The following is a 16,575-nucleotide window of genomic DNA, read 5'->3' on the forward strand; positions in this document are numbered from 1 at the left end:
GCTCAGCCGGACTGCCGCGAACCGTCCGCGATGACGTGGATGGGCCGTTCGATCGGCGAAGGGTTCGGCTCCGACCAGCGCCATTCGGTGATGTCGGTGCCGACCGGGACCATGGTGATGCAGTCCACCGGGCAGGGCTCGATGCACAGCTCGCAGCCGGTGCATTCTTCCTCGATCACGGTGTGCATCTGCTTGGCAGCCCCGAGGATCGCGTCCACCGGGCAGGCCTGGATGCACAGGGTGCAGCCGATGCAGATGTTCTCGTCGATGATGGCGACGGCCTTCTCCTGCTCTTCTTCCTCCAGCGGTGTGGGCTCGCGGTCGAGCAGGTCCGCGAGGGCACGCACGGTCGCCTGGCCGCCGGGCGGACAGCGGTTGATGTCCGCTTCGCCCGCGGCGATGGCCTCGGCGTACGGGCGGCAGCCGGGATACGAGCACTGGCCGCACTGGGTTTGCGGCAGCAGGGCATCGATCTGATCGACGACTGGATCCGCCTCCACGCGAAAGCGCTGCGCGGCGAAGCCCAGAATCACCCCGAATACGGCGGCCAGGCCGCCGATCGCGAGGATGGCGTACAGCACGCTCACAGCCGTACCAGCCCGGAAAAGCCCATGAACCCCAGCGACATCAGCCCGGCGGTAATCATGGCGATCGCGCTGCCGCGGAACATCACCGGCACGTCGGCCACCGCGATCCGCTCACGGATGGCGGAGAACAGGATCAGGACCAGCGAGAAACCGACCGCGGCGCCGAAGCCGTACAGGGCCGACTCGACGAAGTTGTGCGCTTCCTGGACGTTCAGCAGGGCGACGCCCAGCACCGCGCAATTGGTGGTGATCAGAGGCAGGAAGATGCCCAGCACGTTGTACAGCAGGGGCGAGGTCTTGCGCACCACCAGCTCGGTGAACTGCACCACGGCGGCGATCACCAGGATGAAGGCGATGGTGCGCAGGTACTCCAGCCCGAGCGGGAGCAGCAGGTACTCGTTGATCACGTAGGAGCTGACCGCGGACAACGTCAGCACGAAGGTCGTGGCCAGGCCCATGCCGGTGGCCGTCTCGACCTTGCGTGAGACCCCCATGAACGGGCACAGGCCCAGAAACTTCACCAGTACGAAGTTGTTCACGAGGATCGTACTGATGAGTATCAGGACGTATTCCACGTTAAATCCGAGTCGTCAGGTCAACAATACAGTATCCGGGAGTGGTACAGCGTACTCAACCCCGAGGGCTTCGTGGGTACCCGCTTTCTGCGGAGTGACCCCGTCTTTGGGCGGCTTCCAGGTGTGCGGCGGACAGCCTTCTTGTCAGCGGTCCTGAGTAAGAGACTAGCTGCCCTGCGCGCCCGCGGGCATGAGCGAGGTTAAGGACCGTACCGGATGCGCGTCCTGCGCATTCGGGTCGGCCTCGGGCCGGGCGGTCATTAGCCAGGCCTGGTGCGCGCAATCGAGCTCGTCGCCACGCGCGGACAGGACCAGCACCGTCTCGGGCGTGCGGCCGATCTCTTCCGCCAGACGGCGGTAACTGCCGGCATCCCGCCGGCCCCCGATCCGGGTATCGAACAGCCCGTCCAGGCACTCTTCCACTTCCGGGTGCGGGCTGTGGCGCAGCCAGTCGCGCTGCACCGGGGCCGGGGTTGCGCCGAAACTGTAGAGGGCGACGCCGGCCGCGTGCAGGCGCACCAGGGCTTCGGCTGTGGCCGCGTCCAGTTGCGGCTGCAGCGCGCCGGCCTCCAGCGCGTCCGCCCAGACCATGCCCTGCAGTTGGCGCACCGGGGTAATGTCCTGGCCGCCGCGAATCCAGGCGCGGATCTGGGCGAGCAGGCCATCCGCGTCCAGCTCGCGCCCGGAGTAGGCGAGGATATCCGCCAGGGTGCGCTGTACCGCGGTGGACTCCGCGTGACGCTCGAGGAAGCCGGGCAGCGCCTCTTGGGCATGTGGCTCCAGCGTCTCGCGCAGCACGCCGGATGGGGCAAGGATCCCTTCGAAGGCCAGGATGATGGCCTGAGGCGCCGAATGCGCGGCAGAGGTGGCCATTACACGACGAGCTGGCGGGCCAGCGTCTCGCATTCGAACATGAACTCGAAGGCTTCGGTTCGCTGCATCGCCAGTTCTACGGTCTGACCCCAGGTGTAGAGGCCGTGCCCGTTGATCAGATACCCGGCGAGCTCCGGATTGCGCGTCATGGCGGCGTCGACCTGGGCGGCCAGCTGCTGCATGTCCGGGTGATTGGCAAACACCGGGATCTGGAGGCCGCGCGAGGGGTGTTCGCAACCGGGGAGTTCGCGCAGGGCCTCGTAGTCGCGCAGCAGCAGCGTCCCGGCGACCTGGCGCGAAAGCACCGTGCCGTGGACGCTGTGCGTGTGCAGCACGGCCCCCAGCTTGGGGTCGTGGCGGTACATGATGATGTGCAGGAAGGTCTCGGGCCCGGGGTCTCCGCTGCCGGAGATCAGGTGGCCTTCCAGATCGACGACCATGAAGTCGTGCGCATCCAGCAGATCCTTGCCGCGCCCGGGAGCGGTAATGACAATGTGCTGATCATCCAGGCGCGCGGAGAAGTGCCCGGTGCGCGCGGGGAGCCAGCCGCGTTCCGCGAGTTCGCGTCCGGCGTCGGCCAGCAGGCGGACCTGTGCTTTGAATTCGGGGCTTTGTTCCATGCGTCCGGGGACCGAGAAAAGAGCGGCAGCTTACGCGAGCAACGGGCGCAAATCCATGGGCCGCGGGTGTTCTGCGTAAATCGCGCCGCCGGGGGCGAGCACTACTTGACGCGCATGCCGGGCCGGGCGCCGTCATCCGGATTCAGGATGTACAGCTCCGAGCCGCCCGGGCCGGCGGCCAGCACCATGCCCTCGGAGACGCCGAAGCGCATCTTGCGCGGGGCCAGGTTGGCGACCATCACGGTATGCTGACCGATCAAGTCCTCCGGCGCGTAGGCGGACTTGATGCCGGCGAATACCTGGCGCGTCTCGTCGCCGATGTCCAGGGTCAGCTTCAGCAGCTTGTCCGCGCCCTCGACGTGTTCGGCGTTGGCGATGCGCGCGATGCGCAGATCCACCTGGGCGAAGGTGTCGAAGTCGATGGTCGCGGCGATCGGGTCCACGGTCGCCTCCGGGGCGGCGTTGTCGGTGGCGCTGGATGCCTCGGTCGCGGCCAGGGTGGCCTTCGACGCCTCCAGCAGCTTGTCGATGGTCTCCGCTTCGATGCGGGTCATCAGCGGCTTGAACTTCTGGATGCTGCGTCCGACCAGCGGCTCGCGGCTGGCCCAGCGGGTGTCGTCCAGATTCAGGAACTCGGCGGCATCGGCGGCCAGTTTCGGCAGCACCGGGGCGAGATAGACGATCAGGATCCGGAACAGGTCCAGCCCCTGGGTGTTGATCGCCTGGACCTCTGCCTCGCGGCCCTCCTGCTTCGCCAGGACCCAGGGTTGGGCCTCGTCGATGTACTGGTTGGCCTGGTCGGCCAGGGCCATGATGCGGCGCATCGCCTGGGCGAATTCGCGCTTCTCGAACGCCTCGGCAATCGCCTCGCCCTCGGCAACGAAGGCCTCGTGCAGGTCCGGGCGCGGGAGTTCCGCGGCCAGTTCGCCGTTGGAGCGCTTGTTGATGAAGCCGGCGCACCGGCTGGCGATGTTGACCACCTTGCCGACCAGGTCCGAGTTCACGCGCTGTACGAAGTCTTCGAAATTCAGGTCCAGGTCGTCGACGCTGTCGCCTAGCTTGGCGGCCAGGTAGTAGCGCAGGGACTCCGGGTTCAGGTGGTCCAGGTAATCGCGGGCGCGGATGAAGGTCCCGCGCGACTTGGACATCTTCTGACCATTGACGGTCAGGAAGCCGTGGCAGAACACCGCCGAGGGGGTGCGATAGCCCGCACCGTGCAGCATGGCCGGCCAGAACAGGGTGTGGAAGTAGGCGATGTCCTTGCCGATGAAGTGATACAGCTCGGCGTCGGAGTCCGCCCCCCACCAGGCGTCGAAGTCCAGGCCCTGTTGCGCGGCGTAGGCGCGAAAGCTCGCCATGTAGCCGATCGGGGCGTCGAGCCAGACGTAGAAGTACTTGCCCGGCGCATCGGGGATCTCGAAGCCGAAGTAGGGTTTGTCGCGGGAGATGTCCCAGTCACTGAGACCGGTGTCGAACCACTCGTCCAGTTTGTTGCGGATCGCGTCCTGCAGGCGTCCGGAGCGGGTCCATTCGCGCAGGAAGGCCTCGAAGTCGCCGAGCTTGAAGAAGTAGTGCTCGGAGGCGCGCGACTCCGGGCGCGCACCGCTGATCGCGGAGACCGGGTCCTTCAGGTCCAGCGGGCTGTAGGTCGCGCCGCAGGCCTCGCAGGAATCGCCGTACTGTTCCGCGGCGCCGCATTTGGGGCAGGTGCCCTTGATGAAGCGATCGGGCAGGAACATCCCGGCCTCGGGGTCATAGGCCTGGTCGATGGTGCGGGTCTCGATGTGTCCGGCATCGCGCAGCGCGGTGTAGATCTGCCCGGCCAGCTCGCGGTTCTCGTCCGAATGGGTGGAGTGGTAGTGGTCGAACCCGATGCGGAAGTCGGCGAAGTCGGCCTCGTGCTCCTGGCGCACGCGGGCGATCAGTGCCTCCGGCTCGATGCCCTCGGCGCGCGCCTTGAGCATGATCGGCGTGCCGTGGGCGTCGTCCGCGCAGACATAGATGACCTCGTGGCCGCGCGAACGCTGGAAGCGCACCCAGATATCGGTCTGGATGTACTCCACCAGGTGGCCCAGGTGGATCGGGCCGTTGGCGTAGGGCAGGGCGCTGGTGACGAGGATCTTGCGCGGGGTATCGGTCATTGCTTGGCTCGTTTGGGTGGCACCGGGCGCGGGTGCAGGGGCGCTATTGTCGGGTTTGGCTCGCGGGTTGTCGAGGCGTGCCAAGGGCTCCGGCATGTTGTCCACAGAAGTTGTGGATAACTCTGTGGGCAACCCGGTGGAATCGGTCGCCAGGCCTTGCCACACAAGGCCGCATGACAAATTGGTTAAAAAACGACCAACACACAAGAATGGGGTGAAAACAGTATGTTGCAGAACAATGGTGCAGCGACTTAGATGCTTGTTCGCCTATCTTGGCCGATGTTCCCTATCTTCAGGTCCTTTGTGCATAAAACCGTCGCAAGGGCCTTGACACCTGCCTTGATTCGCGCCTGGGGGGCTACGGAAAGGACGGGTGGCTCGTGGTGCCATTGGCGTGGTGCACCGAGGCCAGTAGAATCGCGCGATCACTCCCAACATCGGATGCCACGTACCCATGGCCGAACTCGCGCGAGAGCAGATCGAAAACGCCCTGAAGACCGTTCAGGACAAGTACCTCGAGCAGGACCTGGTCGCCGCCGGCGAGGTCCGGGACATTCGCGTGGACGGTGCCCGTGCCGCGATCGATATCCAGATGGGGTATTCCGCTGCTGGGTACCACGACGAGCTGCGCGCCGCCATCCAGGGCGCCCTGGCGGGTGTGGCCGGGCTCGAGTCCTCCGAGGTCACCATCAGCACGAAGGTCACGACCCACGCGGTGCAGAAGAGCCTGAAGCCAATGGCGGGGATCAAGAACATCATCGCCGTGGCTTCCGGCAAGGGCGGGGTGGGCAAGTCCACGACCGCGGTCAACCTGGCGCTGGCCCTGGTCGCCGAGGGCGCGCAGGTCGGTATCCTGGATGCCGACATCTATGGCCCCAGCCAGCCGCGCATGCTGGGGATCAAGGACAAGCCGGAATCCAAGGACGGCAAGAGCATGGAGCCGCTGGAGCGCCACGGCGTGCAGGCGATGTCCATTGGTTTCCTGATCGACGAGGACACGCCAATGATCTGGCGTGGCCCGATGGTTACCCAGGCGCTGGAGCAGCTCCTGAACGAGACCAACTGGAAGGAGCTGGACTACCTGATCATCGACCTGCCGCCGGGCACCGGTGACATCCAGCTAACCCTGTCGCAGAAGATCCCGGTCTCCGGTTCGGTGATCGTTACCACGCCGCAGGACATCGCGTTGCTGGATGCGCGCAAGGGCCTGCGCATGTTCGAGAAGGTCGAGGTGCCGGTGCTCGGCATCATCGAGAACATGAGCATCCACATCTGCTCGAAGTGCGGCCACGAGGAATACATCTTCGGTCAGGGCGGCGCCGAGGGCATGGCAGAGGAATACGGCGTGGATCTGCTGGGTGCCCTGCCGCTGGACATCCGCATCCGCGAGCAGGCGGACGGTGGCGAACCCACCGTGGTCGCCGACCCGGAGGGCCGCATCACGGAGATCTACCGCGAGATCGCACGGCGCACGGGTGCCAAGCTGGCCGAGCAGTCCAAGGACTACAGCAGCAAATTCCCCAACATCGTGATCCAGGACAACTGATCCGGTGCGCCACCAGGGACAGGGCCAATGAGCATCAAGGCGGACCGCTGGATTCGGGAGATGGCCGAGACGAAGGGCATGATCGAGCCCTTCGAGCCCGGCCAGATCCGCTACCGCGACGAGCAGCGGATTGTGTCCTACGGGACCTCGAGCTACGGCTATGACGTGCGCTGCTCCGATCACTTCAAGATCTTCACCAACATCAACTCCAGCATTGTCGACCCCAAGGGCTTCGACGAGGGCAGTTTCGTGGACGTGCAGTCGGACTGCTGCATTATCCCGCCGAACTCCTTTGCCCTGGCGCATACGGTCGAGTACTTCCGCATCCCGCGCGATGTGCTGACCATCTGTCTGGGCAAGTCGACCTACGCGCGCTGCGGCATCATCGTGAACGTGACCCCACTGGAGCCCGAGTGGGAGGGCCACGTGACGCTGGAGTTCTCCAACACCACGCCGCTGCCCGCCAAGATCTACGCCAACGAGGGCGTGGCGCAGATGCTGTTCCTGCAGTCCGACGAGGTCTGCGAGACCTCCTACAAGGACCGCGGTGGCAAATACCAGGGCCAGCGCGGCGTCACGCTCCCGCGCACCTGACCCAACCCTTCAAGTACGGAGTAGGCCCGCCATGCGTATCGTGATCGCGCTGGGCGGCAACGCCCTGCTGCAACGCGGCGAGACCCCCTCGGCCGAGGCCCAGCAGCACAACGCCCAGCGTGCGGCGGCAGCCATCACGGCCGTGGCGTGCGAGCACGAGGTGGTCGTCACCCACGGCAACGGGCCGCAGGTGGGGTTGCTCGCCAATCAGGCGGAATGCGATCGCATCGCCTGGCCGCTGGATGTGGTCGGGGCCGAGAGCCACGGCATGATCGGCTACATCCTGGCGCGGGAGCTGCATAACGCGCTGGGCCATGACCGGGTGGCGAGTCTGCTCACCCAGACCGAGGTCGACCCGAACGACCCCGCCTTCGACCACCCGGAAAAGTTCATTGGCCCGACCTGGGACGCGGCCCGCGCCCGCGCGCTGGCCGACGAGCGCGGCTGGGACGTGGCACCAGACGGCGAGGGCTGGCGGCGGGTGGTGGCGTCGCCGGAGCCGCAACGCCTGCTGGGTATGGAGGCCGTCCGCAGTCTCGTGGATGGCGGGTCGGTGGCGATCTGTGCCGGGGGCGGCGGCGTACCGGTCGCGCGTGATGGCGACGGGCGTCTATACGGAATCGAGGCCGTGGTGGACAAGGACCTGACGGCCGCGCGCCTGGCCGCGCATGTCGGGGCGGACTGGCTGTTGATGTTGACCGATGTCGACGGCGTCTACATGGACTGGGGCACGCCGGACGCCCGGCGCCTGAAGGCGCTTCTGGTTACGGCCGTGGAGCCGGCAGCGTACCCGGGCGGTTCCATGGGGCCGAAGATGGAGGCTGCACGGCGCGCTGCCCAGGGCGGCATTCGGGTCGGGATCGGTTCGCTGGAGGACGCCGCGGCTATCCTGGCCGGGCAGGCGGGGACCCGGATCCTGCCGGTGGGCGCCGCCTGAAGCCCTTGCCGGAACCCCCGCCTGTTACACTCGATGTTGCGCGCCCGCCGCAGAGTTTGCAGGCTTCGAGTACACATGGATCAAGAGTGAAGATGATGCGAGAGATTCAGCGAGCCGCCCCCCTGGTGATCGGTCTGACGGCCGTGGGTCTGCTGGCGCTAGGCTGCGGCAGCGGCGAGCCGGAGGAGTCGGCCGGCCCCGCCCAGGGCCTGGAGCAGGGCGGCATCACGCCGCAGGACATGTCCAGTGACGAGGCGCGGCGCCCGCAGCAAAGTGGCATGCCCGCCGCGGACGTGAAGCGCGCAACCGACTGATTGGATCGTTGGCCTGCGGGGATTCCCCTGCGGTCACCACATGAGGTCGTCGGGTACGACGTAGTCCTTGTATGGGTCGTCCGGGGCAGGTTCCGATCCGGTTTCGTCCTCGGCGGGGATGACCAGTGGCCATTCCGGATCGCGCTCGCGGATGCGGTCGGCGGTCTCGCGCGGGATGACCCGGAACCCCTTTTCCGGGCGCACATCCAGGCCGGCAAGCGCGGCGCGGCCGTCGGCCAGGCGCTTTTGCAGGTCGGCGGTCACCGGGAGGTGGCGGATCTGCCCGCCCTGCTGGAAGTGATAATCCAGCGCGGCATCGCCGGTGGGAATCGGCGCCAGGTGGGTGCTGACCAGTTCGCGGATTTGCGCGTGGCGGGCCCGGCGTTCGGCACGTTCCTGCTGTTCGCGGTTCTTGTGTCGCGAACGCTCGGCCTGCTCGGCCTTGCGCGCTTCGGCCACGCCCGGGTCTGGACCCGTGTTGCGGTCCTTCTTTTTCTTCGCGTTCCCCTTCTGGGCCTTGTGCTTTTGCGACTTGGCCTGGCGAACCTGTTTTTCGTCGACCAGCCCCGTTTTCAGGAGCTGGCTGCGCAGATCATCCGACATGAATCCTGCCGTGTTCGGTCAATGTGCGGGGAGGATAGCCGGAATGCGGCCTTGCGTGCACCACGTGCTGTTCAGGCGGCCGTGAACTCGCGCAATCCGTCGCGGATCTCGGCGTCCGGCAGGTCGGGGAACAGGGTGTGCAATCGGCGCTGGCGGTCGATGGCGAATGCGGGGGTGGTCTGCGGCGCCACGCGCCGGGCCTCCGCGAGCAGTTGCAGGCCGGCGAGCCGCTCGCTTTGAAGCTCCAGTGCCAGCACCGCGCGGTAGAGCGCGTTGCGCTCGGGGGTGTGGAGCCGCCGGCGCAGTGCGCGGAGGCGTTCGGTGGAGGATGACTGCCAGCGCCGGGCCGTTTGCCGCAGTACGCACCATTGCGAGGGTCCGAGGGGCTGCGGGTACCACAGGGCAAACAACGCCAGCATCACGTCCACGCCAAATTCGTCCTGCCAGCGCATCAGACGTTCGCGAGCGGTGGGATCGACCCACAGTGCGTCGGCGAATGCCCAGAAGGCGTCGAAGTCCGTGGCCGGCTCCGGGATGTCCCCGGCTTCAGGCACTGCTCGCGGCGGAGGTGAAGGTGACCCCGGCCGTGTTGCGCAGGCCGTCGGGCTGGAGGATCTCCAGGTCCCGGGTGTGCAGGTTGATTACGCCCTGGTTGCGCAGCTGAGTAAACAGCCGGCTGATGGTTTCCTGGGTCAGGCCCAGGTGGTTGGCGATGTCTGCCCGGGACATGGGCAGGTAGAACCGTTCGGGGGACAGGCCGCGGGCGCGATGACGCTCCGACAGGGCGATCAGGAAGGTCGCCAGACGCTGCTCCGCGGTACGTTGGCCGAGCAGGGCGTGCAGGCTTTCGTCCTGGGCCAGTTCCTGGCTCATCACGCTCATCATGTGCTGGCGGAAGGTCGGCAGGCGGCCGGCGAGGTCGTCGACATGCCCGTAGGGCACGGCGCAGACGCTGGTGGACTCCAGCGCAATGGCACTGACCGGATGCTTGCCGGAGTGGATCGCGTCCAGCCCCAGGAGGTCGCCGGCCAGCGCGAAGCCGGTGATCTGTTCGGTCCCGTCATCGGAGATCAGCACCGTTTTCAGTGCCCCGGTGCGGACCGCGTACAGCGCTTCGAACTTGGTCCCCATGGTGAACAGGGGCGCACCCTTGGCGATCGGCCGGCGTTGCTGGACGATTTGGTCGAGTTGCCAGAGTTCATCCTGGGGCAGGCCCATAGGCAGGCAGAGCTGGCGGAGGGTGCAGTGCTGGCAGGCTTGAGTGGGTCGTAGCGTCATGGGTGCAGGGTAGCCGTTTTTTCGACGTTGGGGAAAGCGATTTTCGGGGTATGCCATCGGGGGCGGGAATGCGGTACTGTCCCCAAGAGTTGTAGGCGATTACAGAAGGTTTTGCCGTCGGTCAGGGGGTCGCGCCCCGAGATGACTCGGGGTCCCCTCCCTCCGACGGCTGCGTGGACAATGCGGGCCATCGGTAATTAGACTGAGTCTAAAGTCTGCGGCGTGGTCAGGGTCGGCATTACGCGTGGGGGCTGAGAGACCCGACTGCCAGAACAAGGACAGGGGTAGCGATGATCGAGCGGTTACTGGAGCAATACATACGCTACGGGACCTTCGTGCTGCGGCATCCGGATGGCCGTGAGCAGCGTTTCGGGAACGGCGCGCCGGAAGTCACCATGCAGGTGCATGACAAGGCGGCGTTGCGCAAGATTGGGCGCGACCCGGGCTTCCAGCTGGGCGAGACCTACATGGACGGCCTGTGGTCGCCCGGCCCCGAGGGCCTGCAGGTGTTCCTCGACGTGGCCATGCGCAACTTCGCGCCGATGTTCAAGCAGCGGGTCAACCCTGCAGTGCGCATGCTGCGGGCCCTGATCGAGCAGGGCAACAAGGTGGCGCGCTGCTACCAGAACATCGCCCATCACTACGACGTCGATGAGTGGCTTTATCGTCAGTTCCTGGACGAGGGCATGTTCTACAGCTGCGCCTATTTCGAGCGCCCGGATATGACGCTGGAAGAGGCGCAGCAGGCCAAGTGCGCAATGCTGCGCAAGAAGCTGATGCTGGAGCCGGGGATGCGCGTGCTCGACATCGGTTGCGGCTGGGGCGGTCTGGCCTTCCATCTCGCCGAGCATGCCGACGTGCAGGTAGACGGCGTGACGCTGTCGAAGGAGCAGCTGCGGGTTGCCCGTGACGAGGCCAAGCGTCGGGGGCTCGAGGATCGAGTGCGGTTCCTCTATCAGGACTACCGCGAACACGACGACCAGTACGACCGCATCGTGAGCGTCGGCATGTTCGAGCATGTGGGCACGCCCAACTACGAGACGTTCTTCCGGCGCGTGCATGATCTGCTGAAGCCGGAAGGCATCGCGGTGCTGCACACCATCGGGCGGCAGGAACCACCGGGGACCTCCAACCCCTGGCTGAGCAAGTACATCTTTCCGGGCGGGTATACGCCGGCCCTGTCCGAGGTGATGGGCGCGCTGGAGCCCACGCCGCTGTGCACCACCGATATCGAGTTCTGGCGCCTGCATTACGCCGAGACGCTGGCCGAGTGGTATCGCCGCTTCCAGAAGGTGCGGGCCGAGGCCGTCGAACGCTTCGATGAGCGTTTCTGCCGCATGTGGGAGTTCTACCTGGCGAGTTGCGAGGGCACCTTCCGCTGGTGGGATCAGGTGGTGTTCCACGTGCAGATGGCCAAGCAGCAGGATGCGGTGCCGCTGACCCGCGATTACCTCTATCGGGACGATGCCCCCGAAGTGATCTCCACACCGCCCGGGAAGGCCCGGGCACAGCGCAGCGACGCCGCCTGAGGGCGCATCGGACGCGCCGGGCCGCTCGCGCGAGTATCGCCCGGCGCGCGCGAACCGAACACGGTTTCCCTACACTAAGGGGAGCGTTGCGGCCATGCCGGCGGTAACCACCCATTCCGGAGCAGGTGCGCGTGTTCGGTCGCTTTCGTAAACGCAGGGAGGCACAGGGCCAGGAAAGCCCGCAGGCCGGCGGACCGTCACAGGAGCACGTCCTGATCGAGGCGGCCGGGCGCAGCCGCATTACCGAGGTGGCTGCCACCGCACGGCGCGTACCCTGGTCGCTGAACTTTCTCCAGTTGCTGTGGGCTGCCGGGCCGGTCACGTTCCTGGCGATGCAGGGCGGCTACTTCCTCGGTTTCGGGCACGCTGCCCCGGCACAGAACTTCATCTTCTTTGCCGTTTACACCCTGCTGTTCGGGGTCATCGGCCTGGTCGCGCGCTTCGTCGCGGATGCCACACGGGGCAAGCGCCAGGAGCGCTCGCGCGATCAGCTGCGCAACACCATCGACTTGCTGCCGGATCTGCTGTTCGTCACCCGCGACCTGGCGATGGGCGAGATGACCCCGGACATGCGTCGGCGCAAGGCAGCCCAAGTCCTGCTGCACGAAGTGGATATCGCCCCCGAGGCCGTGGCGGTCGCGGTGCGCGAGATGACCGGCGATGCCAGCCTGGCGGCCGCCGCGGAGCAGGTGGAGATCTACCGCCGCCTGGGGCTGCGCTCGCGCGTCGCGGATCTGGTGGATGCGACCGAGGACTCCCGGCTCGCGGCCCTGGAGAAGCTGCACCACGAGGCGCCGGAGGTTGCGGATCTCCTGCGCGATCGCCTGCGGGGCGTGGCGCCAACCCAGGAGGACGGTGTGCGCCGGGTGGATCAGTTCCTGGATCGACTGTTCTCCGCCGCGGACGCCGATGACCTGGCGCGCTGCACCCTCGACGACGTACAAGCGATCTTTGTCCTCGCCTTCGAGTTGGTGAACGGACGCCAGATCAAGCGGCTGAGCTTCGAATGGTCGGGGGGCTGGCAGCTCGGGGCGGCCCTGGACCGCCTCGAATCCCAGGGCAACCGCTTCCGTGTGGCCCAGGCCGGGGTGGTCAGCCGCCTGCGCTCGCTCGGCATCCTGCTGTCCCAGCACGAGGCGTCGGGCCTGGATCCACAGGCGCTGCGCGAGCCGGTCGTCAGCCTGGGTCGTCAGGTGCTGGAGGCGGTGCAGCGTCTGGAGGATCTCGAACCTTCGGAGAATTCGCCGGATGGGCAGATGCTGGGGCTCGCCCTGCGTCGGGTCGAGGACCTGCGCGAGGCGCGCGATCAGCTGATGCAGGCGCAAAGCCGCTACACCAACGCCGTGGAACGCTGGGAGGCCCTGCGCCGGGCGCAGGTCGAGAAGCGCGGCGAGAAGCGCTGGTTCAAGCGCAGCGTGCGCGGCATCCGGGTGAGCGAGGAGCTGATCGAGCTGACCGACGACCAGAAGCTGAAGCTGGCGAGCCACTTCTGCTCTTTCCTCAAGGAACTCAAGATCGAGCGCGAGGGTGACCTGTTTTACTTTGGCGGCTCGGCACTGGATGCGGAGACCGCCAAGCGGATCGGGATCCAGCTCGCCTTGATCATGGAGCCGCTGGTGGATCTTACGAATCCCAGTATCCAGCGCGCGATCTATGCCAACCCCGCGGCCTATCTGGGTGGGCTCTACGTGGGCATGAGCGCGGATGCCAAGGCAGGCCTGGGCTCGGCCATGGTGCGCAAGGTCCGGCAGGACCTCGGGCGCATGGCCGAGTGGCTGGCGCTGCGCCTCACGCGCATCTACAACCTGCCACTGAGTGACTCCATGCGCGATTTCCTGGTCAGCCACTATGGGGCCAATCGCGAGCGCCTGGAGATGGTGGCGACCCATACCGGGGACGAGTCGCACCCGGTGGCGCTGCGTGCCGAGCGCTCGCCCGAGTTCGACGCCATGCTACAGGACAAGGCTTGGGGTCTGCTGCTCAAGCGCGGGACCCGCTACCTGTACGCGGAGGAACGGCGCCGCCGCTGATCGGCATCGATATGCGAGCCTGCTAGCGTCACTCGGGATCGCGTGGTGGGTGGGTTCGCGGCTGGTAATTTTGCGCCCAACTGTGTAGGGTTCGCTACGTTCCTCGGTGCCCGACCAAGCACGGCTTGGCGGGTTAAACGGGAAGATCGGTGAGTCTCCGACGGGCCGCAAGGCCCTGGGATGAATCCGACGCTGCCCCCGCAACGGTGATCGAGCGAGAGACCGCCCGTCGGTTTCTGATGGTCGCGGCCAGTGCCACTGAACCCTGGGTTCGGGAAGGCGCCGCGCCGGAACGCTCGTCAGTCCGGAGACCGGCCAGGGAATGATCGCGCGGCATGCGGCGGGCATGCGAGGCGGATGATCGGGCCCGGCCGTTCGCCGGTCGTGGCCGATCCCCCTCGTGTCTGTCTCCCCCTGTCTGTGCGATCCCGACGAATCAACGGCGTGCGGGCGGCTCGCCGGGAGACAACAAAAAACATGAAACGCACAGCACTCTCCGCGGCCATCCTGCTGGCCACTTCTCCCGTTCTGGCGGACACCCCGGATACCGACGAAGCGCAGACGCTGGAGACCGTCCAGGTCACCGCCTCCCGCATCGCACAGACGGTCGACCAGACTCTCGCCTCGGTGACCATCATCGACCGCGAGGAGATCGAGCGCCTGCAGCCACGTCAGTTCACCGATCTGGTGGAGGGTCGTGCGGGGGTCTCCGTATCCAGCGCAGGCCCGTTCGGGAAGCAGTCCAGCGTGCGCATGCGGGGTACCGAATCCGGCCACCACCTGCTGTTGGTCGATGGCGTCCGCATGGGCTCTGCCACGAGCGGCGACGCGAGCTGGCGGTTTTTGCCGCCGGAGGAGATCGATCGTGTGGAGATCGTGCGCGGGCCACGCACATCCATCTACGGTTCCGATGCTATTGGCGGGGTGACCCAGATATTCAGTCGCGCGGGCCGCGAAGGTCCGCCTCGAGTCAATGCATTCCTGGGGGCCGGCAGCTTCAGCACTTGGGAGGCCGGACTCGGCGTGGCTGGTGGTACCGAGCGTACCGACTACAGCCTGTCGGTCAGCATGTTCGACACTGAGGGCATCGACGTGCAGGACGGTGTCGGCGATGACGACCCCGACGGCTACGACAACACCTCGCTGGCCGCCAAGGTGGCCCACCGGCTCGACAATGGGATCGAAATCTTCGGCAACGTATTGTATTCGGGAGGTCGTTCGGAATATGACGCGGACGAATTATCTACCGGGCTTCCGTATGATCGGGCCTACACGGACTTCGTGCATGCTGCGCTGCGTGTGGGTATTCGTATTCCGGTGACCGGTCGTTGGGACTCGGAAGTGGCGCTTGGCCAGTCACGGGATGAGAGTGACGACGTCACCGAGGGCGGCGCGTTTGGTGGAAGCGTAGACCGTTTCGATACGCGTCGGGACCAGCTGACCTGGCGTAACGATGTCCGCCTAGGGGATCGCAGCGAGCTAGTGGCCGGACTGGATGCCTACGAGGACCGGGTTGATGCCACCACCGATTATAACGAGGACTCGCGTTACAACGTTGGGGTGTATTCGGTCTTGCGCACCGAGCTCGGCAATCACGACCTGGAAGGTTCGCTCCGCTACGACGACAACGAGCAGTTCGGCGACAAGACCACCGGCCAGGTCGCCTGGGGCATGCAGGCCACGGATGCCATGCGTCTGCGGGCTTCTTACGGCACTGCGTTCAATGCGCCGACCTTCAATCAACTCTATTGGCCGAGGGACGGAAATCCCGCCCTCGAGCCTGAACAATCTCGTACCGCGGAATTGGGCGCCCGCTACTCGACGAGTCTTGCTTACGTGGATGTCGCGGTGTTCGAGACGCGCGTTGATAATTTGATTGCTGGATGGCCGGCGCAGAACATTGATGAGGCCCGTATTCGCGGGCTGGAGGTCGAGGGCGGCCATGATATCGGGCCGTGGAATTCCAGGGCGTCGCTGACTTTGCTTGACGCAGAGGACCGTGGGACAGGGGATGAACTGGCGCGTCGTGCGCCGGTTTCTGCTCGTATCGATCTCGACCGACAATTTGGCGATTTCTCTCTCGGTGGTACGGTCCTGGCTCGCAGTCGTACCTTTGAATATGACTTTTTCGGCGACGCCACCCGGTTGTCAGGCTATGGAACGCTGGGCTTGCGGGCAGCCTACGCCATCGATCCCGAATGGACGGTTCAGGCATCGGTAACCAATGTCTTCGACCGGGATTACGAGACCCAGGGCGGTTACAACCAGCCGGGGCGTGCCGCGTTCGTGAAACTGCGCTATCAGCAGAGGTGATCCATGGGTAATCGACTGTCGAAGATTGCGACCCGCACGGGTGATGAAGGCCGAACCGGCTTGGGTGATGGGTCGCGCGTGGACAAGGACTCGCATCGCGTCGAGGCCTTCGGTGATGTGGATGAGCTGAACAGCGTGATCGGCCGGTTGCTGATCCATGACCTGCCCGAAGAGGTCCGGCGCTCGCTGGCGCTGGTGCAGCACGAGCTGTTCGACCTGGGGGCGGAACTGGCCGTGCCGGGCCATCAGGCGTTGCCGGATGCCTCGGTGGAGCGTGTGGACGTGGAGCTTGAGTCCTTCAACGACGATCTGCCGGCCCTGGAGGAGTTCATCCTCCCGGGCGGCGGGCCGGCCGCGGCCGATTGTCATATCGCCCGTACGGTCTGCCGCCGGGCGGAACGGCGTCTCGTTGCGCTCAATCACCACGAGGCGTTGCGCCCGGGTTCGCTGGCCTACATCAACCGGCTGTCGGATCTCCTGTTTGTGCTCTGTCGCGTGCTCGCGCGCCACGAGAACGGCGAAGAGGTCCTCTGGCAGCCGGCCAGCCGCCGTGGCTGAAGCGCTCTTCTGAGGGGCGCCGCTGCGGCGGCGCCCCAATCCCATTGCAACGGTCGCGGGCGTGTCGGGTACACGCC

General features: G+C 66.1%; 16 protein-coding genes and 1 riboswitch. Of the genes, 8 read left to right on the forward strand and 8 right to left on the reverse strand.

Features of this window, described 5'->3' with window-relative positions; translation table 11 throughout:
• Nucleotides 1-2: 2 nt before the first annotated feature.
• From rsxB to metG, 5 genes are all read right to left on the reverse strand, one after another.
• Nucleotides 3-587 (reverse strand): electron transport complex subunit RsxB, encoded by a 585-nt coding sequence (gene rsxB / locus TVD_RS04600; protein WP_018146037.1) that lies wholly within the window; start codon nt 585-587, stop codon nt 3-5.
• Nucleotides 584-1,162: an electron transport complex subunit RsxA gene (rsxA, locus tag TVD_RS04605; protein ID WP_018146036.1), complete on the reverse strand. Its 579-nt coding sequence runs from the start codon at nt 1,160-1,162 to the stop codon at nt 584-586. Before rsxA ends, rsxB begins: the two co-directional genes overlap by 4 nt.
• Before the next feature lie 165 nt (nt 1,163-1,327).
• Nucleotides 1,328-2,035, reverse strand: a complete 708-nt coding sequence (locus TVD_RS04610) for an HAD family hydrolase (RefSeq protein WP_047250931.1) — start codon at nt 2,033-2,035, stop codon at nt 1,328-1,330.
• Nucleotides 2,035-2,655 (reverse strand): methylthioribulose 1-phosphate dehydratase, encoded by a 621-nt coding sequence (mtnB, locus tag TVD_RS04615; protein ID WP_018938699.1) that lies wholly within the window; start codon nt 2,653-2,655, stop codon nt 2,035-2,037. Before mtnB ends, TVD_RS04610 begins: the two co-directional genes overlap by 1 nt.
• 101 nt (nt 2,656-2,756) lie before the next feature.
• Nucleotides 2,757-4,796 carry a methionine--tRNA ligase gene (metG, locus tag TVD_RS04620; RefSeq protein WP_047250932.1) on the reverse strand — a complete coding sequence of 680 codons (2,040 nt, stop codon included), beginning with the start codon at nt 4,794-4,796 and terminating at the stop codon, nt 2,757-2,759.
• Between the two features lie 454 nt (nt 4,797-5,250).
• Between metG and apbC the strand changes: the two genes are divergently transcribed.
• From apbC to TVD_RS04640, 4 genes are all read left to right on the forward strand, one after another.
• Nucleotides 5,251-6,342, forward strand: a complete 1,092-nt coding sequence (gene apbC, locus TVD_RS04625; RefSeq protein WP_018146032.1) for an iron-sulfur cluster carrier protein ApbC — start codon at nt 5,251-5,253, stop codon at nt 6,340-6,342.
• Between the two features lie 27 nt (nt 6,343-6,369).
• On the forward strand, nt 6,370-6,936 hold the full coding sequence (gene dcd / locus TVD_RS04630; RefSeq protein ID WP_018146031.1) for a dCTP deaminase: 567 nt from the start codon (nt 6,370-6,372) through the stop codon (nt 6,934-6,936).
• A gap of 31 nt (nt 6,937-6,967) precedes the next feature.
• A complete protein-coding gene (locus tag TVD_RS04635) occupies nt 6,968-7,873 on the forward strand; it encodes a carbamate kinase (RefSeq protein ID WP_047250933.1) in 906 nt (301 codons plus the stop codon).
• A 95-nt stretch (nt 7,874-7,968) separates the two neighbouring features.
• Nucleotides 7,969-8,187 carry a hypothetical protein gene (locus TVD_RS04640; protein WP_026287977.1) on the forward strand — a complete coding sequence of 73 codons (219 nt, stop codon included), beginning with the start codon at nt 7,969-7,971 and terminating at the stop codon, nt 8,185-8,187.
• A 33-nt stretch (nt 8,188-8,220) separates the two neighbouring features.
• Here TVD_RS04640 and TVD_RS04645 read toward each other — a convergent pair whose 3' ends face one another.
• From TVD_RS04645 to fnr, 3 genes are all read right to left on the reverse strand, one after another.
• Nucleotides 8,221-8,790 carry a DUF2058 domain-containing protein gene (locus TVD_RS04645; RefSeq protein ID WP_047250934.1) on the reverse strand — a complete coding sequence of 190 codons (570 nt, stop codon included), beginning with the start codon at nt 8,788-8,790 and terminating at the stop codon, nt 8,221-8,223.
• Between the two features lie 71 nt (nt 8,791-8,861).
• The gene (locus TVD_RS04650; RefSeq protein WP_047250935.1) at nt 8,862-9,344 is read right to left on the reverse strand and encodes a DUF2390 domain-containing protein; all 483 of its coding nucleotides are present in this window, start codon (nt 9,342-9,344) and stop codon (nt 8,862-8,864) included.
• Nucleotides 9,337-10,068, reverse strand: a complete 732-nt coding sequence (gene fnr, locus TVD_RS04655; RefSeq protein ID WP_038034789.1) for a fumarate/nitrate reduction transcriptional regulator Fnr — start codon at nt 10,066-10,068, stop codon at nt 9,337-9,339. Before fnr ends, TVD_RS04650 begins: the two co-directional genes overlap by 8 nt.
• Before the next feature lie 290 nt (nt 10,069-10,358).
• Here fnr and TVD_RS04660 point away from each other — a divergent pair, with 290 nt between their 5' ends.
• From TVD_RS04660 to TVD_RS04675, 4 genes are all read left to right on the forward strand, one after another.
• Nucleotides 10,359-11,597 carry an SAM-dependent methyltransferase gene (locus TVD_RS04660; RefSeq protein ID WP_047250936.1) on the forward strand — a complete coding sequence of 413 codons (1,239 nt, stop codon included), beginning with the start codon at nt 10,359-10,361 and terminating at the stop codon, nt 11,595-11,597.
• Between the two features lie 131 nt (nt 11,598-11,728).
• Nucleotides 11,729-13,627, forward strand: coding sequence for a hypothetical protein (locus tag TVD_RS04665; protein WP_047250937.1), 1,899 nt, complete (start codon nt 11,729-11,731; stop codon nt 13,625-13,627).
• 87 nt (nt 13,628-13,714) lie between these two features.
• A riboswitch (cobalamin riboswitch) is annotated at nt 13,715-13,961 on the forward strand.
• 143 nt (nt 13,962-14,104) lie between these two features.
• Nucleotides 14,105-15,940: a TonB-dependent receptor domain-containing protein gene (locus TVD_RS04670; RefSeq protein ID WP_047250938.1), complete on the forward strand. Its 1,836-nt coding sequence runs from the start codon at nt 14,105-14,107 to the stop codon at nt 15,938-15,940.
• 3 nt (nt 15,941-15,943) lie between these two features.
• Nucleotides 15,944-16,498: a cob(I)yrinic acid a,c-diamide adenosyltransferase gene (locus TVD_RS04675; RefSeq protein WP_026287978.1), complete on the forward strand. Its 555-nt coding sequence runs from the start codon at nt 15,944-15,946 to the stop codon at nt 16,496-16,498.
• Nucleotides 16,499-16,575 lie beyond the last annotated feature (77 nt).

This window comes from Thioalkalivibrio versutus (genome assembly GCF_001020955.1).
Classification (GTDB): domain Bacteria; phylum Pseudomonadota; class Gammaproteobacteria; order Ectothiorhodospirales; family Ectothiorhodospiraceae; genus Thioalkalivibrio; species Thioalkalivibrio versutus.

Coding starts and splice junctions, on each gene's coding strand:
- TVD_RS04610 (WP_047250931.1), bottom strand. CDS start 2,035: ATGGCCACCTCTGCCGCGCATTCGGCGCCTCAGGCCATCATCCTGGCC.
- mtnB (WP_018938699.1), bottom strand. CDS start 2,655: ATGGAACAAAGCCCCGAATTCAAAGCACAGGTCCGCCTGCTGGCCGAC.
- metG (WP_047250932.1), bottom strand. CDS start 4,796: ATGACCGATACCCCGCGCAAGATCCTCGTCACCAGCGCCCTGCCCTAC.
- apbC (WP_018146032.1), top strand. CDS start 5,251: ATGGCCGAACTCGCGCGAGAGCAGATCGAAAACGCCCTGAAGACCGTT.
- dcd (WP_018146031.1), top strand. CDS start 6,370: ATGAGCATCAAGGCGGACCGCTGGATTCGGGAGATGGCCGAGACGAAG.
- TVD_RS04635 (WP_047250933.1), top strand. CDS start 6,968: ATGCGTATCGTGATCGCGCTGGGCGGCAACGCCCTGCTGCAACGCGGC.
- TVD_RS04640 (WP_026287977.1), top strand. CDS start 7,969: ATGCGAGAGATTCAGCGAGCCGCCCCCCTGGTGATCGGTCTGACGGCC.
- TVD_RS04645 (WP_047250934.1), bottom strand. CDS start 8,790: ATGTCGGATGATCTGCGCAGCCAGCTCCTGAAAACGGGGCTGGTCGAC.
- fnr (WP_038034789.1), bottom strand. CDS start 10,068: ATGACGCTACGACCCACTCAAGCCTGCCAGCACTGCACCCTCCGCCAG.
- TVD_RS04660 (WP_047250936.1), top strand. CDS start 10,359: ATGATCGAGCGGTTACTGGAGCAATACATACGCTACGGGACCTTCGTG.
- TVD_RS04670 (WP_047250938.1), top strand. CDS start 14,105: ATGAAACGCACAGCACTCTCCGCGGCCATCCTGCTGGCCACTTCTCCC.
- TVD_RS04675 (WP_026287978.1), top strand. CDS start 15,944: ATGGGTAATCGACTGTCGAAGATTGCGACCCGCACGGGTGATGAAGGC.